The sequence below is a fragment of the Rhizobium sp. CRRU65 genome, from assembly GCF_048551595.1.
Classification (GTDB): domain Bacteria; phylum Pseudomonadota; class Alphaproteobacteria; order Rhizobiales; family Rhizobiaceae; genus Rhizobium; species Rhizobium leguminosarum_J.
Genome location: NZ_JBLYZH010000003.1, coordinates 315,659 through 335,994, shown reverse-complemented (window position 1 = coordinate 335,994; position 20,336 = coordinate 315,659). Strand labels below are relative to the sequence as shown.

Genomic DNA, 20,336 nt, shown 5'->3' with positions numbered 1-20,336 from the left:
CTTAACTGGCATCACTGTCTAGTTTCGTTGCAATGCAGGATAAAGAGGACCTCATGGTATCGGGAAACCCGCCACGCCATTCGAAGAGCGCCGACGAACCGGTCACGATCGACCTCGATGCACAGGAATTCGCCGCTGCGGCCGATACCGAAAAACCGGTGAACAATGAAACTGCCGACGCCGACAGCACCGCTGCCGCCGATGTCGGCCCGCCGCCCGAAACCGAGACTGCGTCGCATGCCGAAGATGAAGAGAAGCCTGTGATTGACGCCCCCGAGGAGGAACCGGCAGCTCCAGAACCTTCCTTCACCCCTCCTCCCGAACGGCCCGCGCCGAAGAGCGCCGGCACCTCCGGTCTCATTGCCGCCGGCATTTTCGGCGGCCTCGTGGCGCTGCTTGGCGCCGGCGCCATCCAGTATGCCGGTTACCTCCCAGGCTCCTCCGCACCGCAGACGACCTCGCCGGAGACGGCCGATCTTGCCGGTGAGATCGACGGCCTGAAGCAGTCCGTCGCCAACCTTGCCGCCAATCCGGCGAGCACAGATGACGGCGAGCTTGCGAAACGCGTCGCTGCGTTGGAAACGGCTGCAAAGGCCCCCGCAGCCGGCGCACCGGCCGATTCGGCAAATGTCGAGGCACTCAACCAGAAGATTGCGGAGCTGACCGGTCAGGTCGACCAACTGCGCTCTACGCTTACCCAGTCATCCGAGCAGCAGACGACGAACGGCGCCGATATCGCCAAGCGCCTCGAAGAGGCCGAAAAGAAGCTGAACGAGCCGCGCGAGGACGTCGCCGTTGCCCGGGCGATCGCCGCTGCCGCCCTGAAGGCGGCGATCGATCGCGGTGGCCCGTTCCTGGCCGAACTCGACACTTTCGCCGGTGTCGCACCCGACGATCCAGCCGTCGCTGACCTTAGAGCCTTTGCCGAAACCGGCATTCCCTCACGCACCGAGCTGGTGGGCGAGGTTCCCGATGTCGCCACCGCGATCGTCGAAGCCGTCAACCAGCCGGACCCGAATCAAAGCTGGTCGGACCGGCTGATGTCGAGCGCCAAGTCGCTGGTGAGTGTCCGTCCCGTCGGCAATATCGAGGGCGAAAGCGTCGAAGCCATTGCCGCCCGCATGGAGGAGAAGGTGAAGAGCGGCGACCTGCCCGGCGCATCCGCCGAATGGAACAACCTGCCGGCTCTCGGCAAGCAAGCCTCCGCCGCCTTCAAGCAAACGCTCGAAGCGCGCATCCGCGTCGAGGAACTGGTCGGCGGGGCGCTGTCGAAAGCGGTCTCCGGCACCGGCAAGGAGGGATGAGACCATGCTGATCCGCCTTGTCGTCTTCGCCCTCTTCGTGCTGCTTCTTGCCTATGGCTTCTCCTGGCTCGCCGATCGTCCCGGCGACCTCTCGCTGATCTGGGAAGGCCAGATCTACCAGACGAAGCTGATCGTCGCCGCCAGCGCGATCATCGCCCTCGTCGCCGCCGTCATGATCGCCTGGTGGTTCGTCCGTCTCGTCTGGACCTCGCCGCATTCGGTGACGCGTTATTTCCGCGCCCGCAAGCGGGACCGCGGTTATCAGGCGCTGTCGACCGGCCTGATTGCTGCCGGCGCCGGCAATGCGCTGCTCGCCCGCAAGATGGCGGCCCGCTCGCGCGGCCTGATCCGCGCCGATCAGGAACCGCTGATCAACCTGCTCGAGGCCCAGGCCGCCCTGATCGAAGGTCGCCATGACGAGGCGCGCGCCAAGTTCGAGGCCATGGCCAACGATCCCGAGACGCGCGAACTCGGTCTGCGCGGCCTCTATCTGGAAGCCCGCCGTCTCGGGGCCAACGAGGCCGCCCGCCAATATGCCGAAAAGGCGGCCGACAACGCGCCATATCTTCCCTGGGCCGCACAGGCGACGCTCGAATATCGCAGCCAAGCCGGCCGCTGGGACGATGCGATCCGCCTGCTCGAACAGCAAAAGGCTGCCCGCGTCGTCGAAAAGGCCGAAGCCAACCGCCTGCACGCCGTCCTTCTAACGGCGCGCGCCGGCGAGAAGCTGGAAAGCAACCCGACGGGTGCCCGCGACGATGCGCTGCAGGCGCTGAAGCTTGCCGCCGATTTCATTCCGGCGGCCCTCATTGCCGCAAAAGCGCTGTTTCGCGAAGGCGGCGTGCGCAAGGCCGCCTCGATCCTCGAACAGGCATGGAAATCCGCACCTCATCCTGAGATCGGACAAGCCTATGTCAGGGCCCGCAGCGGAGATTCCACGCTCGACCGGCTGAAGCGCGCTGAGCGGCTGGAAGGGCAGCGCCCGAACAACGTCGAATCTCTTCTCGTCGTCGCCCAGGCAGCCCTCGACGCGCAGGAATTCGCCAAGGCGCGCGCCAAGGCGGAAGCGGCGGCCCGCATGCAGCCGCGTGAAGCCGCCTACCTGCTGCTGGCCGACATCGAAGAAGCCGAAACCGGAGACCAGGGTCGCGTGCGCCATTGGCTGGCCCAGGCGCTCAAGGCGCCGCGCGATCCGGCCTGGGTTGCAGACGGCTTCGTGTCCGACAAGTGGCTGCCGGTATCGCCGGTGACCGGCCGTCTCGATGCCTTCGAGTGGAAGGCGCCCTTCGGTCAGATCGAGGGTGCGCTCGAAGACGGTTCGGCGCCGGCCTCGATCGAAACGGCTTTGAAGACGTTGCCGCCGCTGCGTGACGTCAGGCCGGAAAGCCCGGTTAACGACCATCGCATCATTGAGCTGGAACGCGCCGCGACGATTGCCGAGGCTGTGCGCCCCACACCAGCACCGGCACCAGCACCAGCACCGACATCGGCAAAACCGAAACCCGTCGAACCGGCCGTAAGCGATAAGGCGCCCGCACCGAGCGAGGCAAAACCTTTCTTTGGCGGACTGCCGGATGATCCCGGCGTTCGCGATCCCAGGGTGGAACCGGAACCCAAGACACGGCTCCGCCTTTTTTGAAATGGAACGAAAACCGCATGTTCGAACGCTTTCAGGCATTCTTCCAGAATCTCACCGCCGACCACCCGAAGAAAGGTTTTGCCCCTGATGATCCCCGCATCGCAGTGGCAGCGCTCTGCATGCAGGTCATGGAGGCCGACGGTCAGATCAAAGCCAGCGAAAAGAAGCGGCTGCGCAAGCTTCTGAAGGAGCAGTATGCACTCGACGGCAAGCAGCTCGATGCTCTGATAGCCGCCGGCCTTGAGGCCGAAAGCTCCGCCGTCGACTATTATCGCTTCACCGCCGACCTGAAACGCCATCTCAATACCGAGCAACGCCTCGAGCTGATCGGCGTCCTCTGGGACATCGTCTATGCCGATGGCGAGCGCAGCGAGATGGAAGACCATGTGATCTGGCGTATCGCCGATCTGCTCGGCGTCTCCTCGCGCGAGCGCATTCAGAAGCGGCAGGAGGCCGCCGCCAGGGTGACAGATGTCCAGGTTGCGCAAGATGATACCGACTGAGCAAAACCTGAACCGCGACGGGCGCCCGATCCTCATCGTCCTGCATCAGGAGCGGTCGAGCCCTGGCCGTGTCGGCCAATTGCTCGTCGAAAAGGGCTACCGCCTCGATATCCGTCGCCCGGTTCTCGGCCAGCCGCTTCCGACAACACTTGAAGACCATGCCGGCGCCGTCGTCTTCGGAGGGCCGATGAGCGCCAACGATCCCGATGACTTCATCAAGAAGGAAATCGACTGGATCGACGTTCCGCTGCGGGAAAAACGTCCCTATCTCGGTATCTGCCTCGGCGCGCAGATGCTGGTGCATCATCTCGGCGGCAAGGTGCAGTCGAATGCCGACGGCTCGACGGAGATCGGCTGGTATCCGCTGCACCCGACCGAGAAGGGTCGCCTGCTGATGCACTGGCCGAAGGTGGTCTATCATTTCCACCGCGAGGGCTTCGAGCTGCCGCGTGGCGCCGACCTCTTGGCCGAAGGCGATGCCTATCCGAACCAGGCCTTCCGCTACGACGGCAACGCCTGGGGCCTGCAGTTCCATGCCGAATTGACCCGGGTGATGATGCATCGCTGGGTCGTGCATGGCGCCCATCGCTTCATCCTGCCGAACGCCCAGCAGGGCCGCGAACATCTCGAAGGCCGCATGCTGTTCGACGCGCCGCTGAAAGCCTGGCTGACCGAATTCCTCGACATAGTCTTCGAGGGAAAGACGGCGAAGGCGACGTCTTCTATCGCTCTTCGTGCGTAACCTTCCTTAAATCGATTCCGACGATGTGGGCGCGTCGAGCGTATCGATCCCACGCAGTTTGGGGAAACTCGACGCCCAGATCGCCGCCACGACAAGCGTCCCGATCCCGCCGATGACAACCGCCGGCACCGCGCCGAAGAGCGCCGCCATTGTGCCCGCCCTGAATTCCCCAAGCTCGTTCGAAGCGCCGACGAAGACCATGTTGACCGCATTGACGCGGCCGCGCAGCTGATCCGGCGTCCAGAGCGCAATCAGGCTCTCGCGCACATAGACCGACACCATGTCGGCCGCCCCCATCAGCGCCAGCGCCGCGATCGAGACCTCGGTGTTGGTCGAGACGCCGAAGATGATCGTTCCGACGCCGAACAGGGCGACGCCGATAAACATGTAGATGCCGGCGCGATGTCTGAGCGGATAGGCGGCAAGGAAGATCGCCATGACGATGGCGCCAAGTCCGGGTGCGGCGCGCAGCAGTCCGAGGCCCCAGGGACCGAGGGTGAGGATATCGCGCGCAAAAATCGGCATCAGCGCCGTGGCCCCGCCGAGCAGCACGGCGAACAGATCGAGCGAGATCGCCCCGAGCACCACCTTTTCGGCACGGATGAAACTGAAGCCGCCGAGGATCATCGCCCAGCTCTTGGTCTCGCCGGTCGTCTTCTGCACCGGTTTCGGGATCATGTAGAGAAGGGCCGCACCGAGCACCGAAAAGATCACCGCCACCGTATAGGCAGTCGGCGCGCTGACACCATAGAGCAGGCCACCGAGCACCGGCCCGGTGATTGCCGCGAGCTGCCAGGACGACGAATTCCAGGCGATCGCATTGGAGAGTGCCTCCTCCGGCACCAGATTGGGCGCCAGCGACTGTACCGCCGGCGACATGAAGGCGCGCTCGATGCCGAAGATCAAAAGCACCGCGAAGACAGGCAGCGGCGTAAAGCTTCCCATTAAAGTCATAACCAGCAGTGCCAGCGTACAGAGCGCGCTCACCAGCGAGCAGAGGGCGGCGATCGCCCGGCGATTGTACCGATCGGCTACCGAACCGGTGACGAGGATGAGCAGCAGCGACGGCAGGAACTGCACGAGACCAATCAAACCGAGATAGATCGCGCTGCCCGTCTGGTCGTACATCTGCCAGCCGACGGCGACGCTGACGATCTGCTGCGAGAAGGAAAGCAGGAAGCGCGCGAAGAAGAACCGCGTATAGGACGAGTGCCGGAACGCGGCAAAACGGTCTCCGGTGGGCGAAAACGACATGGAGGTTTTCCGAGGAGACGGGCGCCGGAATAGCGGCAAAGCCGCCCGTTAAACATGATTCACCGTGCGTTTCCACACGGCACTTGCTCGTTTAGTCGCCAATGTCTACATGTCTGTCAACAACGAATTGGAGACGATGATGTTTGCGCTGTTTCAAACCATTGATTTGGCTTTGAATATTTACACCTGGATCCTGATTGGCAGTGCCATTTTTTCCTGGCTCTATGCCTTCAATGTTATCAATTCCAGCAATCAGTTCGTCAATTCGGTCGGCACATTCCTCTATAATGTCACCGAACCGGTGCTGAAGCCGATCCGCCGCTTGCTGCCGAACCTTGGCGGTATCGACATTTCGCCGATCATCCTGCTGCTGATCATCTTCTTCCTGCGCACCCTGCTTTGGACCACGCTGTACCCGCTGGTCGCTTGAGCCGTCCCTGGAGCCTTTTCGATGACCATCTTCGCCTCGCCGTCCGGCTGACGCCGAATGGCGGGCGTGACGCTCTCGACGGCATCGAGGCCGACGGCGAGGGTGAAGCGTTCCTGAAGGCACGCGTCACTGCCGTGCCCGAGAAAGGCAAGGCCAACAAGGCCCTCATCCTGCTGATCGCCCAGTCGCTCCGCATCCCCAAATCCAGCGTCAGCCTTATCTCCGGCGACACGGCACGCAAAAAAATCCTCCGGATCGACGGCGATCCGGAGGATTTGGTAAAAAAGCTCGAGATATTTTTAGGCTGAGCGATCAGCCTTTCTTCTTGGCGCGCTCGACGGCTTCGAGGATGAGTTCGCCTGCTTCCTTGGAGTCGCCCCAACCGAAGATCTTCACCCACTTGCCGGGTTCCAGATCCTTGTAGTGCTCGAAGAAATGCTCGATCTGCTTCAGCGTGATCTCGGGAAGATCGGTGTAGTCCTTCACCTTCTCATAGCGCAGCGTCAGCTTCGGCGACGGCACGGCGATGATTTTCTCATCCTTGCCGGAATTGTCTTCCATCTTCAGGACGCCGATCGGGCGCACATTGATGACGCAGCCGGGAACCAGCGGACGAGTGCTGGCGATCAGGACGTCGATCGGGTCGCCGTCTTCCGACAGCGTGTGCGGCACGAAACCATAATTGCCCGGATAGGTCATCGGCGTATAGAGGAAACGGTCGACCACCAGCGTGCCGGCTTCCTTGTCCATCTCATACTTGATGGGATGACCGCCGACCGGAACCTCGACGATAACGTTGACGTCCTCAGGTGGGTTATTACCGATTGCAATGGCGTCGATGCGCATAAGAAGCTCCCGCGAGGTTGAATGTGCTGGCAGCCAGATAATCAGTTTCATGTGGCAACGCAACATGGCACAGCACCAATGCTTGACTGCACCGGGCCACATTCACATCAAAAGTTTCTAATAGGAGATAGGCGACCGCCGACTCCGCGCGTCTTTTCAGACGCGAAGGACACTGTGGCACTTTGAATGGCCGTTCAGCTCCAGATGAAGCCGATCTTCTTCAATTGCCTGTGGTCGAAACTTTCCATGCCTTCGCAGAAATCGACACCGCCATGATTGCGGTAGAAGTGGCTGGCGGTCTCGTTATCCTCGAGGCACCAGACGACCAGCCCGTTGCAGCCGAGTGACTTCAAGAGACGGCGCGCCTCGCCGAACAGCATCCTGCCAAGACCGATGCCCTGATACTCAGGCCGAAGATAGAGCTCGTAAATCTCGCCTTCCTGCGGCAGGGCGCGGGCCCGGTTGAGGCCGAGCGTCGCGTAGCCGGCGACTGTCCCGGCAACATCGAGAACCAGCAGCGTCGCCGGTCCGCGCGTCGCCTTGCGCCACCAGCTTTCGCCGCGCCGCTCGATCATCTGCGTCAGCGCGCGATGCGGAATGATGCCCGCATAAGTGTGTTGCCAGGCAAGCCTGTGTGTTTCCGATATGGCTCGGGCATCTTGCGGCTCGGCCCGCCGGACATCGATCGACAACGTCTTCATAACGTTTACTCTGGTCCCGCCGAAGGCAACTAACCATATGCACAGAGGCATTGTGATCGCTTGCCCACAGACTTGATATGTGGACGACGATCAAAAGTTAACGCTTTTTTAACGATTGTCACAAGACGGAATCGACGCGGCGCACAATAAAAAACCCCGGCGCGAAGGCCGGGGTTTTGAAGGATTTCTCTCCAGCGCCGCGCCTCTTTTCGAGAGACCCAAGACGCTGCAGCACTTTGAATGGCGCTCAGAGAGCCGCCTTCGTCTTTTCGAAACGCTTGCGATCGTTTGCGTCGAGATACATCTTGCGCAGACGAATATTCTTCGGTGTCACTTCCATCAGCTCGTCATCCTGGATCCAGGAGAGCGCGCGATCAAGCGTCATGCGGATCGGCGGTGTCAGCTTCACCGCTTCGTCCTTGCCGGCGGCGCGGATGTTGGTGAGCTGCTTGCCCTTCAGGACGTTGACTTCAAGGTCGTTGTCGCGCGAATGGATGCCGATGATCATGCCGGCATAGACCTTTTCGCCCGGCTCGATGATCATCGGGCCACGATCTTCCAAATTGAACATCGCATAGGCGACGGCTTCGCCGGGAGCGTTGGCGAGCAGCACGCCGTTGACGCGGCCACCGATCACACCCTTGTAGGGCTGATAGTCGTGGAACAGGCGGTTCATAATCGCCGTGCCGCGCGTATCCGTCAGCAGCTCCGACTGGTAGCCGATCAGGCCACGGGTCGGTGCGTAGAAACGCAGGCGAAGGCGGTTGCCGCCCGACGGACGCAGCTCGACCATTTCGGCCTTGCGCTCGGACATCTTCTGCACGACGACACCGGAATGTTCTTCGTCGACGTCGACGACGACTTCTTCGACCGGCTCAAGAAGCTGGCCGTTTTCATCCTTGTGCATCACGACGCGCGGACGCGACACGGCAAGCTCGAAGCCTTCGCGACGCATGGTTTCGATGAGAACAGCGAGCTGAAGTTCGCCGCGGCCGGACACGTAGAACGAATCCTTGCCTTCGGCTTCTTCGATCTTCAGGGCGACGTTGCCTTCCGCTTCCTTGAAGAGACGGTCGCGGATGACGCGTGAAGTCACCTTGTCGCCTTCGGTGCCCGCCAGCGGGCTATCGTTGACGATGAAGGACATGGTGACGGTCGGCGGATCGATCGGCTGCGCCGGCAACGGTATTGTGATCGAAGGATCGCAGAAGGTGTCGGCGACCGTGCCCTTGGAAAGGCCGGCGATCGCGATGATGTCGCCCTGATGCGCTTCGTCGATTGCCGTGCGCTCGATGCCGCGGAAAGCGAGGATCTTGGAAATACGGCCGGTTTCGATCGTCTTGCCGTCGGCGTGGAGAACCTTCACGGCCTGGTTCGGCTTGATGGAACCGGAATTGATACGACCGGTGATGATGCGGCCGAGGAAGGGGTTGGCTTCGAGGATCGTGCCGATCATCGTGAACGGACCTTCGTGGACGGTCGGCTCCGGAACATGCTTGAGCACCAGGTCGAGAAGCGGCGTAAGCCCCTGATCCTTCGGACCTTCCGGATTGACGTTCATCCAGCCGTCGCGGCCGGAACCGTAGAGAATCGGGAAGTCGAGCTGCTCGTCGGTCGCATCGAGGTTCGCAAAGAGGTCGAAGACTTCGTTGATGACTTCTTCGTGGCGGCCATCAGGACGGTCGATCTTGTTGATCGCGACAATCGGACGAAGACCGACCTTCAACGCCTTGGAGACAACGAACTTCGTCTGCGGCATCGGGCCTTCAGAGGAGTCGACGAGAACGATCGCGCCATCCACCATCGAGAGAATGCGCTCGACTTCACCGCCAAAGTCGGCGTGGCCGGGGGTGTCGACGATGTTGATGCGGACACCCTTCCATTCCACCGAGGTCGCCTTGGCAAGAATGGTGATGCCGCGTTCTTTTTCCAGATCGTTCGAGTCCATCACGCGTTCAGCGACACGCTGATTTTCGCGGAACGAGCCGGACTGCTTGAGAAGCTCATCCACCAGGGTCGTTTTGCCATGGTCAACGTGCGCGATGATCGCGATATTGCGAAGTGACATATGTGAAATCTCTGAGGCTGGGGCGCACGCTCTAGAGGACGCGCCTATTAGTTTGGGGCGTCCATACAGTTTTTTTTGCGTTTGCGAAAGGGGGGAACGCGCAAAAGCTGCGGCAAGGCTGTCGCCCCGCCGCATCATAGCGTGTCATCAAATTGTCTTAGGCGTCGCTGCCTGTCAATTCCTCGAAGGTCGAAAGTCCCTTTTTGACAAGCATCGCATCCGGGCTCGGCAGCTTGCCGCGGAAGGCCTTGTAGGCGTCTTCCGGATCGACCGAACCGCCGACGGAATAGATATTGTCCTTGAGCTTGCGCGCCATCTCGCCGTTGAAGGCGTCTCCCGTCTCCTCGAAGGCGGCAAAGGCGTCGGCGTCGAGCACCTCAGACCACATGTAGGAGTAATAGCCGGCCGAATAGCCGCCCGAAAAGATGTGCTGGAAGTGCGGCGTCGCATGGCGCATGACGATCGACTTCGGCATGCCGATCTCGGCCAGCACCTCACCCTGCACCGCCATCGGGTCCTCGACGGTCGTTCTCGTGTGAAACGCCATGTCGACCAGCGCCGACGAGGTGAACTCGACGGTATTGAAGCCGGCATTGAAGGTCCGGGCGGCAAGCACCTTGTCGAGCAGGGCCTGCGGCATCGGCTCGCCGGTTTCGACATGCACGGCATAGCGCTTCAGAATATCGGGCACCGTCAGCCAGTGCTCATAGAGCTGCGACGGCAGCTCGACGAAATCGCGAGAGACGCTGGTGCCCGCAACCGAGGGATAGGTGACGTTCGAAAGCATGCCGTGCAGCGCATGGCCGAATTCGTGGAACAGCGTGCGGGCATCGTCGAGCGACAGCAGCGCCGGCTTTCCTTCCGCCGGCTTGGCGAAGTTGCAGACATTATAGATGATCGGCAATTCGCCATGGCGACCGTTCTTCAGCTCCAGCCTGTGCTGCGATTGCAGCGAGCTCATCCAGGCGCCTGAGCGTTTCGAACTGCGGGCGAAATAATCGCCGAGGAAGAGGGCGACGAGCTTGTCCTCGCGGTCCCTGATTTCGAACACCCTAACGTCAGGGTGATAGGCGGCGACGCCCTTCTTCTCGACGGCCCGGATGCCGAACAGCCGGCCGGCCACGTCGAAGCAGGCTTCGATGATCTTCTCGAGCTGCAGATAAGGCTTGAGTTCGGTCTCGGAGAAGTCGAACTTCCGCGCCCGGATCTTTTCGGCATAGTGGCGCCAGTCCCAGGGCATGACCTCGTGGTTCCGGCCCTCCTCGGCAATCATTGCCGCGATATCGATCTCCTCCTCGCCGGCGCGTTTCACCGCTCGCGCCCAGACAGCCCGCAACAAGCCGTTTACGGCCTCCGCCGTCTTCGCCATCGTATTGTCGAGCTTCAGCTCGGCGAAATTGCCGTAGCCCAGCAGCGTCGCCACCTGATGGCGCAGCGCCAGCGTTTCCCTGATGACGGCGCGATTGTCCGTCTCACCATCATTTTCACCGCGCGCCACCCACGCCTTGAAAGCCTGCTCGCGTAGATCACGGCGCTCCGAGAATGTGAGGAACGGCTCGATGATCGAGCGTGACAGCGTCACCGCATATTTGCCCTCCTCGCCGCGTTCGCGCGCTGCCCCCGCCATCGCGTCGCGCAGGAATTCCGGCAGGCCCTCGAGCTCGGCGCCATCGGAAAGCACCAGTGCCCAGGCCTTTTCGTCGGCCAGCACGTTCTGGCCGAATTGCGTCCCGAGGCCGGCAAGCTTTTCATTGATCGTGGCGAGTTTTTCCTGCTCGGCCTTCTCAAGCTTGGCGCCCGATTTGACGAAGCCTTTCCAGTGGCGTTCCAGCACCCGTGTCTGTTCGAGCGTCAGGCCCAGGCTGTCGCGGCTCTCCCAGAGCGTGTCGATGCGGGCAAAAAGCGCTGCATTCATCCCGATCTTCGAATAGTGGCGCGACATCTTCGGCGAGATCTCCCGCTCCAGCGCCTGGATCACATCATTGGTATGCGCGCCCGCCTTGTTCCAGAATAGCGACGAAACGCGCGACAGTGCGTCTCCGGCAATCTCCAGCGCCACGACCGTATTGTCGAATGTCGGCGCATCGCCGTTTCCGGCAATCTCGTCGATCTCCCTTTCATGCGCGGCAAGTGCGGCTTCGAAGGCCGCGGCGAAATCGCCGTCGTTCAAGGCATCGAAACGCGGCAGACCGTGAAGACCGTCCCAGGTCACCAGCGCTGGATTGAAATCATGGGAAGAGGACATCGGAGAATTCCTTTTTGGCATGCAAGTGAATCGGCAATATAGGAGAGCCGTCGTAGAATTGGTATGTTGCCGGGAAGGACCTTTTGCCTCGCCTCGCAAATCCGGCGGGCGCCTGCCAAATCCGGTGGACAACAATTGATACGTGAAAATTAACCAATCGTTAACGATTGACGCGAATCACGCACAGACGCTAGTTTTCCGATGTTCTTCTTGTAAGGGGACATGCGCCATGGAAATTTTTTCTGTGCGGTCTTCTCAGAGTTTGCTTTTTAAAAACAATCCTAATAACGCAAAAAGTTCGAAGACCTCTGATATTCAAATCGAGACCAGAGCTCCCGCCCCGGCCTCGTTCCAGATCGAAGACGATGTTGGCGAAGGCCCGGATTTCACCGCGGTCAGCCCTGGAGAACTACGCAATTACGCACGCCAGAGTTTCGACAGCGGCCTGATCGATCAGAACACTTACGCCGCGATCTCCGAACCGCTGCCGATGCATGCGATCGATCCGCTCGGCAACATCGTCGATCTCTCCAGCGTCACCGACGGCACCAGCTTCAATTTCCTCGATTATTACAAGAACCAGCTGCAGGTCGCCATGTCGATCGGCGATGCCGACGAGGTCCAGACGCTGAAATCGATCGTCAATTTCCTGGATGGCTGATCGGGGCATGATGCCGAAAATCTAGGTCAGGCCTTGCGCCAGCCGAGCAGGCCGGGCGTTGCGTGCCAGAGCGCCTGAGCGGCAAATCCCATGAAAAGCACGCCGGAGCAGCGCACGATCAGCCGCTCATGGGCGCGATAGAAGCGCCGCACCGTACCGGCGCCGATGATGCCGATCAGGATGATGTCGGCCGTCACGAAACCGACGAACGACACGACGAGCAGCACCGGCAACGCCTCGAAATCGAGCGCGCCGGCCGAGCCTGCAACGAGTGCGGTGAAGGTGGCAAGCGCCACCGGATAACCCTTCGGATTGGTGACGCCGAAGATCAGACCACGGCGAAACGGCCGCTCGACCACAACAAGCGCCTGCCCCTCCGCTTTCGGCTTGGCATTGACGGCGCTCCAGCCGATCCAGGCGAGATAGAAACCGCAGGCAAGGCCGAGCAGGTCGAAGACGAAGGTTCCGATCGTCTTTGCGCCGACGATCGCGATCAGCGCCAGCGACGACCAGATGAGATCCCCGACCAGATGCCCCATCATGAAGAAAGCGCCCGCCTTGCGACCCTGCCCGGCGCCGATGCCGAGCAGTTGCAGGAAGGCGGGGCCTGGAATCAGCACATAAAACAGCGCCGCCAGAAAGGCGCCGAAGAGCAAAGACTGCGTCATGGAAATGCTCCGGAGGATGATGACAGCAGACTAAGCGATCACGGCCATCCGTCAAGGGTGGTGCACGGCTATGGAGAGTGGGATCAGGTAGCAAGCGCTACCGGAGGCGGCTTTCAAGCCCGAGCCGGACATCTTGTTCGTTGTTGAAGGATGTGGCTGCTTTGCGCCCGCAATTCGGTCATCCAAGAGCCAGATCGTCTACGCCGAAAGCTACTGCCCGCGGCGGCTCAGATTCAAACCGGCCTAAATGACCGAGGTCAGGGAGTGCGGGGCCGGGCCTCTTAGGGAAAACGTTTCCGGTTTTAGCAGTTCGATTGAGCGGCTATGCGCCAAGAGCGGGCATCGGCTTCTGCAGGAGTGCGTGCCAATTTTCCGGCTGGGTGACGAGTCTTCGTTGCTGGGCTGTATCCGTCAGAACCACTCGCCTTCGATGGTTCAAGCCCTCATCCGGGTGGTTTTGGCAAATACACTAAGACCGAGCCATTCCTGCATGTCGCGCGCGAGGACCCTGTCCCCTTCAAGTTTCAGCGTTTCTGCATCGGTTTCCTGACGTATGGTCGTGAGGCCCATCCAAATTGCGGTCATCGAACGGAGCGACCCTTCAACGATAAGGTCTACATGATAGCCCGGATCGAAGTTGCAGAGATCGACTTTTCCGTTTTCGACCACAAGCCACCAGCTCTTTTGCGCGGCCGAAAGTTCCGGGTACAGAAACTGTATCGTACAACGGCGGGTCGGAAGTCTTCTTGTATCGAGGCTCCGCCGCATGTCCCACATGAGCAGAGAAGGGTCGAGATTCTTCAAGGAAAGTCGCGATTCCATCCACCGTTGAGCCCAATTTCCGAGACCTATGATCAGAGGTCTCAATTCTTCGCCCGCTGCCGTGAGTTGGTAATCGGTAATGCCGTTCGCACTCCTTGTCACCGTGATGACGCCCGATTGTTCCAGTTCTTTCAGTCGTTTTGATAGGAGTGCCGGAGACATTTTTGGTAGACCGCGACGCAACTCATTAAAGCGCGTCGATCCGCAAAGGAATTCGCGGACGACCAAGGTCGTCCACCGCGAGCAGAGGATTTCCGACGCCATTGATACTGGGCAGAATTGCCCGTAGCCGTCACGCTCTACCATAAGGACCTCCACCGGTCTGGATCAGGCACAATATTGCAAAACAACCGGTCCGCCAAATGCTCGCCTGGCCATACGGCGGCGGCGTTCAGTACAGTTCGTGTACTAGCCGCAATTGTGAAACGAGCGCAGAGTCTCAATCCTCACGAGATAGGAGGCATTGATATGCTCGGGCTTACAGAACCAAAACAGAACCTTGCCGGCGGTCGGACCATTGTCGAACTAACCAATTCGGTCCTGCCCACCATCGCGCAACGCGCCGCATCGATCGACGAGAGCGACACCTTCGTCGGCGAGAATTACGCGCTTCTAAAGGAATCTGGACTCGTGCGGGCAGGCGTTCCAATCGAATTGGGCGGGCTGGGCGCGGAAGTGCCCGAACTTTCTGAGATGCTCAAATCCATTGCTCGTGCATGTGGGTCCACTGCGCTTGCCTTTTCCATGCATACCCATCAAGTCGCCATCCCCGCCTGGCGCTGGCGGCATCAAAAGGTGGCCGCGGTGGAACCGCTCCTGAGACGTGTTGCATCGGAGCAAATCATATTGCTCTCGAGCGGCGGATCAGACTGGATCGGCGGATCGGGCAAGGCCATGAAAGTTGATGGCGGATACCGGATCACCGCGCGTAAACGCTTCACTTCCGGCGCGGCGGCAGGAAACATCCTGATGACCGGTGCCGTTTATGAAGAACAGGACGGCGCGCGCTCCGTCATTCATTTCGGCGTTCCGATGGCATCGCCAGAGGTTTCGATAGAGGATACGTGGCGAACACTTGGAATGAGAGGAACCGGGTCAAACGATATCATCATCGAAGACCTCTTCGTGCCGGATGCGAGTGTCGCATTTTCCAGAAGCGCGGGGCAATGGCATCCAGTATTTCAAGTCATCGGCATGATCGCGTTTCCTCTGATCTATGCGGTCTATCTTGGCGTCGCCGAGAGCGCCCGCGACATCGCAGTCAAGATGGTCCGTAGCAAGGCCAACAGCGATCATGTGATCGGGTTGGTCGGGCGCATGGAAACGTCTCTGAGGGCCGCACAGATCGCGCATCGCTGGATGTTAGAGGTAGTTGCTCGAAACGAACCGTCCGCGGAAACCGTCAACGAGGTTATGATCGGCCGTTCCTTGGTCGCACGGCACGCTATCGAGGTGACGGAGCTTGCAATGGAGGTCGCAGGCGGCGCGGCATTCTATCGAGAGAACGGGCTGGAGCGCTGTTTCCGTGACATACAGGGCGCTCGCTATCATCCGATGCAGCCCGGAGCCCAGGCGCAATACGCGGGTTCATTCGCGCTCGGACTTCCCACCGAGAAGATTTTCTAGCGCCTGGCGCAACGACGAACTCCGCGGAATCATAGGCTAGGTGGGTAGTTTGACGTCCAGAATTCGAATGGACGAGCCCTGCCAGCAGGGACGACAGAGCAACCTCTTGTGCGCTTTGGGCCGATATGCGACCTCGACCACGGCAGCAATGCGCCCGCAAGTCTGCCGTAGGGGACCGCATTTGGAATTCCTGAGAGCAGACGTCGTCTGCAGCTTCACTGGAGGTCAAGCAGCCAACTATTGCCAATAGTGCGGGGAGAGCGCAGGATTGTCCAAACGGCCTTCGTTTGCGACAGGGCATTTGGGCGATGAGTCAATTTAGTAGTGAACCGATTCGTGTTCCTGCGGACCTCGGCTTCGACAAGGCTCGGCTGGCGCGACTGAAGCGGTGGATGCAGCGATATGCCGACACCGGGCGCTGGCCGGGCGGTGCGGTGCTCATTGCGCGTCATGGAGAACTCGCCTTTTTCGACTGCGCCGGGCATGCCGACGTCGAAGCCAAGCGGCCTTGGCAGCGCGACCTCATCGCCCGCATCTACTCGATGACCAAGCCTGTCACCGCCGTCGCGCTGATGATGCTGTACGAGGAGGCGCGCCTGCATCTCGACGATCCGGTCGAAGCTTACCTGCCGGAATTTAAAAACAGGCAACTTCTGATACCGGGTGCAACGTCGCTGGACCAAACAGTGCCTATCAAAACGAGATAACGATCCACCATCTGCTGACCCACACATCTCGAACCCCGGACTGCTCGGTGAAGCTTATGCCAAAGAAAAACTCGGCCTCGCTCTTACTTACGGTGGGCTCGACAAGATGGTGCGCAGGATCGCCGAGCTGCCATTGGAATGGGAGCCGGGCACGAAATGGCAATACAGCACCGGGTCCGATGTCATCGGCCGCATCGTGGAAGTCGTTTCCGGAATGACGCTCGACAAGTACTTCGCGACTCGCATCTTCGAGCCCCTCGGCATGGCCGACACCGGCTTCTCTGTGCCGGAGTCTGAGATCAGCCGTTTTCCCCCGCTCTATGAGGCTACGGCTGGCGGCATGGCATTGCACGAAGCGCCGGAGGTTTCGGAATGGCGGCAAGGCAAGGTTGATACGTTCTGCGGCGGAGGCGGGCTCGTCGGAACCATCGACGACTATTGGCGGTTCACCGAAATGCTGCGGGCTGGAGGTGAACTCAACGGCGAACGCATCCTCAGTCCCCGCACTTTGAGATTGGCGGCGCGCAATCACCTACCGGGAGATCTTGCCTCGATGGCAACCGAAGTTTGGGCCGAAACCCAGTTTGACGGCGTCGGGTTCGGTCTGTTGGGCTCAGTCGTCCTCGATCCGGCTAAGGCACAAATTTCGGCGCAAGTGGGCGACTATGGCTGGGGCGGGGCGGCAGGCACCTTCTTCTGGGTGAGTCCGGTCGACGACCTGGTCGTCATTCTCTTCACGCAACTGCTGCCTTCGAGCGCCATTCCGGTGCGCAAGGAGCTGCGCGCACTCGTCCATGGCGCGTTGACGGGGGCCTGAGACATGTCAACAGAAATTGCGCGGAGCAACTTCGCGCTTGGCAGGCTTGGGCCGTGGTCGAGACGATGCCCGCGCAACCTGAATGTCCGCTCTTGAGGAACCGCAGCCTGAAGCCGACTTTCCCCTTGCGGCCCCCTAGCGGTCGTCTATCCAAGCCGAGCCGATGTCCGCTGTTGATGCGATCCTGCCATCCAAAACGCTCTATGAATTTGGTGGTGTTTGCCACCTCACACCACGAAAAAGCCCGCGCGGCAATGCCGGCGGGCTGATATCCGGTTCGAGGGCGAACCGTGATTATTTCACGAGGTTGCGCTTGGCGAGCGTGCGCAGGCGCAACGCATTGAGCTTGATGAAGCCGGCCGCATCTTTCTGGTCGTAGGCGCCCTGATCGTCCTCGAAGGTTACGAGCTTGTCGGAATAGAGCGACTTGTCGCTTTCGCGGCCGATGACCATGACATTGCCCTTGTAGAGCTTCAGCGTCACTTCGCCTTCGACATGCTCCTGGCTCTTGTCGATCAGCGCCTGCAGCATCTCGCGCTCCGGCGAAAACCAGAAGCCGTAATAGATCAGCTCGGCGTAACGCGGCATGATGTCGTCCTTGAGATGGGCGGCACCGCGGTCGAGCGTGATCGATTCGATGGCGCGATGCGCCGAAAGCAGGATGGTGCCGCCTGGCGTCTCGTAGACGCCGCGCGACTTCATGCCGACGAAGCGGTTCTCGACGAGGTCGAGACGGCCGATGCCGTTGTCGCGGCCGTAATTGTTGAGCGCAGCCAAGAGCGTCGCCGGGCTCATGCGCACGCCGTTGATCGAAACCGCATCACCCTTTTCGAAGCCGACCTTGATGGTCGTTGCCTTGTCGGGGGCTGCCTCAGGCGAAATGGTGCGCATATGCACATATTCAGGCGCCTCCTGGGAGGGGTCCTCGAGAACCTTGCCCTCGGAAGAGGAATGCAGAAGGTTGGCGTCGACCGAGAACGGCGCCTCGCCCATCTTGTCCTTGGCAACCGGGATCTGATGCTGTTCGGCAAAGGCCAGCAGGTCGGTGCGGCTCTTGAACGCCCAGTCGCGCCAAGGCGCGATGATCTTGATGTCGGGGTTCAGGGCATAGGCGGAGAGTTCGAAACGGACCTGGTCGTTGCCCTTGCCGGTCGCGCCGTGGGCGATCGCATCGGCGCCGGTCTTCTTGGCGATATCGATCAGATGCTTGGAAATCAACGGACGGGCGATCGAGGTGCCGAGCAGGTAGACGCCCTCATAGACGGCATTGGCACGGAACATCGGGAAGACGAAATCGCGCACGAATTCTTCGCGCACATCCTCGATGTAGATCTCCTTGATGCCGAGCATCTCGGCCTTCTTGCGCGCCGGCTCCAGCTCTTCGCCCTGGCCGAGATCGGCGGTGAAGGTGACGACTTCGGCGCCGAGCTCCGTCTGCAGCCACTTCAGGATGATCGAGGTGTCGAGGCCGCCCGAATAGGCGAGAACGACTTTCTTCACGTCTTTGTATGATGCCATGATGATGAGGTCCGTTGCATAAAAGGCCGGCAAAACCCGGTGTCGCGGCACTTTTAGCGAGATTGGCGCGTGACGCAAGGCCAAGTGCGACGCTGATGGTGCCGATAGCGTTTGACAGGGCGAAAGCGGAGCCCATATTCGCCAGCGTCCGCAAATGCTCGAGGAGAGGCTGCCCCGTGACGAATATTCAAGACATTTTCAAGAAATCCAATGTTGCCGTCATCACCGGCGGCGCCTCCGGCATCGGTCTTGCCGCGGGGAAATATTTCGCCGGACGCGGCATGAGCGTCGCCATGGCCGATCTCGGCGGCGATCGGCTGGCCGACGCGGCCAATGAACTCAAGGCCATTGCCGGCGAGGAGAATGTGATGGCGGTCGAGACCGACGTCGCCAGCAGAGACTCGCTGGAAGCGCTCGAGCGCGCCGTACTCCAGCGTTTCGGCCGTGTGCACGTGCTGATGAACAATGCCGGCATCGGCCCGGAAACTTCGATCTTCAGCCCGCAGGCGAACTGGGAGAATATCTTCGCCGTCAACCTGATGGGCGTGATCAACGGCACGCGCACCTTCGGCCCGAAGATGCTGTCGCATGGCGAACCGGGCCTGATCATCAACACCGGCTCCAAGCAGGGCATCACCACGCCGCCCGGCAACCCCGCCTACAACATCTCCAAATCAGGGGTGAAGGTCTTTACCGAAGCGCTGCAGCACGAGCTTCGCAACACCGAAGGCGGAAAGATCTCCGCCCATCTTCTGATCCCCGGCTTCGTCTTCACCGGCCTCACCAAGGGCGACCGCGCCGAAAAACCGGCTGCCGCCTGGACGCCGGAACAGACCATCGATTTCATGGTCGAAAGCCTCGAACGCGGCGATTTCTATATTCTCTGCCCTGACAATGACGTCGCGCGTCCTCTCGACGAGCGCCGGATGGCTTGGGCGGCCGGCGATATCATTGAGAACCGTCCGCCGCTGTCACGCTGGCACAAGGACTATGCCGACAGCTTCAAAGCCTTCCTCGAACAGAAGTAATCGGTACCATCAGAAGGTTTGATTGGTAATTTTCTGAAAGCCGGGTAGGAGATCCCCAGATCCTTTCCGGCTTTCAGAGTGTGTCATGGATTTTCTGCCCAGCCTGCCGACCCTTCTGGCCTTCGCTGCCGCGACGCTGCTGCTTGCGGCAACCCCGGGCCCCGACATGACGCTGTCGATCAGCCGTGCGCTCGCCCAGGGCAAGAAGGCGGCTCTCTTCGTTGTCGTCGGCACCAGCCTAGGCATCGTCGTCCACACCATGCTGGTCGCTTTCGGCATTTCGGCGCTGATCACCGCCTCGCCGACCGCCTTCCTGATCCTGAAGACCGGTGGTGCCGCCTATCTGCTCTGGCTGGCGGTGCAGGCGATCCGCTTCGGCTCGAAGCTCACCGTCGCCAAGGTCGAAGAGCAGAAGGGCACGCCACTTTCGAACATCTCGTCAGGCTTCTGGGTCAATCTTCTGAACCCCAAAGTCATCATCTTCTTCATGACCTTCCTGCCGCAATTCGTCAGCGCCGGTGATCCGGCCGTCACCCACAAGCTGCTTTTCTTCGGCTTCTGCTTCATCCTGATCGGCATGCCGGTCAACGCCAGCGTCGTCTTTGCCGCCGACTGGCTGGCCTCATGGCTGCAGAACAACAAGAAAGTGCTGCGCGGCATGGACTACACCTTCGCCGGCGTCTTCTCGATCTTCGCCGCGAAGATCCTGCTCACCCAGGCGAGATAGCCTGCAGACGTTTAATAGGTCCGCTCGCTG

The 20,336-nt window shown here is 60.6% G+C and carries 20 protein-coding genes; 12 read left to right on the top strand and 8 right to left on the bottom strand.

Going from position 1 to position 20,336, the window contains the following annotated elements; genetic code table 11:
• Nucleotides 1-32: 32 nt before the first annotated feature.
• From ACM5SV_RS07895 to ACM5SV_RS07880, 4 genes are read left to right on the top strand one after another with little or no spacing between them, the layout of a single operon-like run.
• Nucleotides 33-1,304: a COG4223 family protein gene (locus tag ACM5SV_RS07895; RefSeq protein ID WP_222014576.1), complete on the top strand. Its 1,272-nt coding sequence runs from the start codon at nt 33-35 to the stop codon at nt 1,302-1,304.
• Between the two features lie 4 nt (nt 1,305-1,308).
• Nucleotides 1,309-2,943 (top strand): heme biosynthesis protein HemY, encoded by a 1,635-nt coding sequence (locus ACM5SV_RS07890; protein WP_222014577.1) that lies wholly within the window; start codon nt 1,309-1,311, stop codon nt 2,941-2,943.
• Between the two features lie 17 nt (nt 2,944-2,960).
• Nucleotides 2,961-3,446, top strand: a complete 486-nt coding sequence (locus ACM5SV_RS07885) for a TerB family tellurite resistance protein (protein ID WP_012759325.1) — start codon at nt 2,961-2,963, stop codon at nt 3,444-3,446.
• Nucleotides 3,415-4,188: a glutamine amidotransferase gene (locus ACM5SV_RS07880; protein WP_222014578.1), complete on the top strand. Its 774-nt coding sequence runs from the start codon at nt 3,415-3,417 to the stop codon at nt 4,186-4,188. Before ACM5SV_RS07885 ends, ACM5SV_RS07880 begins: the two co-directional genes overlap by 32 nt.
• 6 nt (nt 4,189-4,194) lie before the next feature.
• On the opposite strand, the gene ACM5SV_RS07875 is transcribed toward ACM5SV_RS07880, so the two are convergent.
• Nucleotides 4,195-5,442: an MFS transporter gene (locus ACM5SV_RS07875; protein ID WP_222014579.1), complete on the bottom strand. Its 1,248-nt coding sequence runs from the start codon at nt 5,440-5,442 to the stop codon at nt 4,195-4,197.
• Nucleotides 5,443-5,581: 139 nt separating this feature from the next.
• Here ACM5SV_RS07875 and ACM5SV_RS07870 point away from each other — a divergent pair, with 139 nt between their 5' ends.
• Together ACM5SV_RS07870 and ACM5SV_RS07865 are read left to right on the top strand one after the other, a co-directional pair.
• A complete protein-coding gene (locus ACM5SV_RS07870; protein WP_012759328.1) occupies nt 5,582-5,872 on the top strand; it encodes a YggT family protein in 291 nt (96 codons plus the stop codon).
• Complete coding sequence (locus ACM5SV_RS07865; RefSeq protein WP_012759329.1) at nt 5,869-6,180, top strand: DUF167 domain-containing protein; 312 nt, start codon at nt 5,869-5,871, stop codon at nt 6,178-6,180. Before ACM5SV_RS07870 ends, ACM5SV_RS07865 begins: the two co-directional genes overlap by 4 nt.
• Nucleotides 6,181-6,184: 4 nt before the next feature.
• Here the strand turns inward: ACM5SV_RS07865 and ppa are convergent, their stop codons facing one another.
• The 4 genes from ppa to ACM5SV_RS07845 all read right to left on the bottom strand — a co-directional run bounded on the left by ppa (nt 6,185) and on the right by ACM5SV_RS07845 (nt 11,732).
• Nucleotides 6,185-6,718, bottom strand: a complete 534-nt coding sequence (gene ppa / locus ACM5SV_RS07860) for an inorganic diphosphatase (protein ID WP_012759330.1) — start codon at nt 6,716-6,718, stop codon at nt 6,185-6,187.
• A 194-nt stretch (nt 6,719-6,912) separates the two neighbouring features.
• Nucleotides 6,913-7,419, bottom strand: coding sequence for a GNAT family N-acetyltransferase (locus ACM5SV_RS07855; RefSeq protein WP_003543622.1), 507 nt, complete (start codon nt 7,417-7,419; stop codon nt 6,913-6,915).
• Nucleotides 7,420-7,666: 247 nt separating this feature from the next.
• Nucleotides 7,667-9,487: a translational GTPase TypA gene (gene typA, locus ACM5SV_RS07850; protein WP_012759331.1), complete on the bottom strand. Its 1,821-nt coding sequence runs from the start codon at nt 9,485-9,487 to the stop codon at nt 7,667-7,669.
• A gap of 157 nt (nt 9,488-9,644) precedes the next feature.
• On the bottom strand, nt 9,645-11,732 hold the full coding sequence (locus ACM5SV_RS07845) for a M3 family metallopeptidase (RefSeq protein WP_222014580.1): 2,088 nt from the start codon (nt 11,730-11,732) through the stop codon (nt 9,645-9,647).
• Nucleotides 11,733-11,961: 229 nt separating this feature from the next.
• On the opposite strand from ACM5SV_RS07845, the gene ACM5SV_RS07840 reads away from it, so the two are divergent.
• Nucleotides 11,962-12,393 (top strand): hypothetical protein, encoded by a 432-nt coding sequence (locus ACM5SV_RS07840; RefSeq protein WP_012759333.1) that lies wholly within the window; start codon nt 11,962-11,964, stop codon nt 12,391-12,393.
• 26 nt (nt 12,394-12,419) lie between these two features.
• Here the strand turns inward: ACM5SV_RS07840 and ACM5SV_RS07835 are convergent, their stop codons facing one another.
• Nucleotides 12,420-13,061, bottom strand: coding sequence for a LysE family translocator (locus tag ACM5SV_RS07835; protein ID WP_012759334.1), 642 nt, complete (start codon nt 13,059-13,061; stop codon nt 12,420-12,422).
• Nucleotides 13,062-13,496: 435 nt separating this feature from the next.
• Nucleotides 13,497-14,189, bottom strand: coding sequence for a winged helix-turn-helix transcriptional regulator (locus tag ACM5SV_RS07830; protein WP_222014581.1), 693 nt, complete (start codon nt 14,187-14,189; stop codon nt 13,497-13,499).
• A gap of 162 nt (nt 14,190-14,351) precedes the next feature.
• Here ACM5SV_RS07830 and ACM5SV_RS07825 point away from each other — a divergent pair, with 162 nt between their 5' ends.
• From ACM5SV_RS07825 to ACM5SV_RS07815, 3 genes are all read left to right on the top strand, one after another.
• Entirely contained in the window at nt 14,352-15,509 is a 1,158-nt protein-coding gene (locus tag ACM5SV_RS07825; protein ID WP_222014582.1) for an acyl-CoA dehydrogenase family protein, read from the top strand.
• A 308-nt stretch (nt 15,510-15,817) separates the two neighbouring features.
• Nucleotides 15,818-16,216, top strand: a complete 399-nt coding sequence (locus ACM5SV_RS07820; RefSeq protein WP_260689847.1) for a serine hydrolase domain-containing protein — start codon at nt 15,818-15,820, stop codon at nt 16,214-16,216.
• Complete coding sequence (locus tag ACM5SV_RS07815; RefSeq protein WP_419425171.1) at nt 16,173-17,033, top strand: serine hydrolase domain-containing protein; 861 nt, start codon at nt 16,173-16,175, stop codon at nt 17,031-17,033. Before ACM5SV_RS07820 ends, ACM5SV_RS07815 begins: the two co-directional genes overlap by 44 nt.
• A 294-nt stretch (nt 17,034-17,327) precedes the next feature.
• Here ACM5SV_RS07815 and ACM5SV_RS07810 read toward each other — a convergent pair whose 3' ends face one another.
• Nucleotides 17,328-18,551 carry an argininosuccinate synthase gene (locus tag ACM5SV_RS07810; protein ID WP_003543630.1) on the bottom strand — a complete coding sequence of 408 codons (1,224 nt, stop codon included), beginning with the start codon at nt 18,549-18,551 and terminating at the stop codon, nt 17,328-17,330.
• 176 nt (nt 18,552-18,727) lie between these two features.
• On the opposite strand from ACM5SV_RS07810, the gene ACM5SV_RS07805 reads away from it, so the two are divergent.
• Both ACM5SV_RS07805 and ACM5SV_RS07800 read left to right on the top strand, forming a co-directional pair.
• Nucleotides 18,728-19,579 carry an SDR family NAD(P)-dependent oxidoreductase gene (locus ACM5SV_RS07805; RefSeq protein WP_222014591.1) on the top strand — a complete coding sequence of 284 codons (852 nt, stop codon included), beginning with the start codon at nt 18,728-18,730 and terminating at the stop codon, nt 19,577-19,579.
• A gap of 85 nt (nt 19,580-19,664) precedes the next feature.
• Complete coding sequence (locus ACM5SV_RS07800; RefSeq protein WP_222014594.1) at nt 19,665-20,306, top strand: LysE family translocator; 642 nt, start codon at nt 19,665-19,667, stop codon at nt 20,304-20,306.
• Nucleotides 20,307-20,336: the final 30 nt, after the last annotated feature.

Coding starts and splice junctions, on each gene's coding strand:
- ACM5SV_RS07840 (WP_012759333.1), top strand. CDS start 11,962: ATGGAAATTTTTTCTGTGCGGTCTTCTCAGAGTTTGCTTTTTAAAAAC.
- ACM5SV_RS07875 (WP_222014579.1), bottom strand. CDS start 5,442: ATGTCGTTTTCGCCCACCGGAGACCGTTTTGCCGCGTTCCGGCACTCG.
- ppa (WP_012759330.1), bottom strand. CDS start 6,718: ATGCGCATCGACGCCATTGCAATCGGTAATAACCCACCTGAGGACGTC.
- typA (WP_012759331.1), bottom strand. CDS start 9,487: ATGTCACTTCGCAATATCGCGATCATCGCGCACGTTGACCATGGCAAA.
- ACM5SV_RS07845 (WP_222014580.1), bottom strand. CDS start 11,732: ATGTCCTCTTCCCATGATTTCAATCCAGCGCTGGTGACCTGGGACGGT.
- ACM5SV_RS07830 (WP_222014581.1), bottom strand. CDS start 14,189: ATGGTAGAGCGTGACGGCTACGGGCAATTCTGCCCAGTATCAATGGCG.
- ACM5SV_RS07810 (WP_003543630.1), bottom strand. CDS start 18,551: ATGGCATCATACAAAGACGTGAAGAAAGTCGTTCTCGCCTATTCGGGC.
- ACM5SV_RS07855 (WP_003543622.1), bottom strand. CDS start 7,419: ATGAAGACGTTGTCGATCGATGTCCGGCGGGCCGAGCCGCAAGATGCC.
- ACM5SV_RS07870 (WP_012759328.1), top strand. CDS start 5,582: ATGTTTGCGCTGTTTCAAACCATTGATTTGGCTTTGAATATTTACACC.
- ACM5SV_RS07890 (WP_222014577.1), top strand. CDS start 1,309: ATGCTGATCCGCCTTGTCGTCTTCGCCCTCTTCGTGCTGCTTCTTGCC.
- ACM5SV_RS07880 (WP_222014578.1), top strand. CDS start 3,415: ATGTCCAGGTTGCGCAAGATGATACCGACTGAGCAAAACCTGAACCGC.
- ACM5SV_RS07820 (WP_260689847.1), top strand. CDS start 15,818: ATGAGTCAATTTAGTAGTGAACCGATTCGTGTTCCTGCGGACCTCGGC.
- ACM5SV_RS07885 (WP_012759325.1), top strand. CDS start 2,961: ATGTTCGAACGCTTTCAGGCATTCTTCCAGAATCTCACCGCCGACCAC.
- ACM5SV_RS07800 (WP_222014594.1), top strand. CDS start 19,665: ATGGATTTTCTGCCCAGCCTGCCGACCCTTCTGGCCTTCGCTGCCGCG.
- ACM5SV_RS07895 (WP_222014576.1), top strand. CDS start 33: ATGCAGGATAAAGAGGACCTCATGGTATCGGGAAACCCGCCACGCCAT.
- ACM5SV_RS07835 (WP_012759334.1), bottom strand. CDS start 13,061: ATGACGCAGTCTTTGCTCTTCGGCGCCTTTCTGGCGGCGCTGTTTTAT.
- ACM5SV_RS07825 (WP_222014582.1), top strand. CDS start 14,352: ATGCTCGGGCTTACAGAACCAAAACAGAACCTTGCCGGCGGTCGGACC.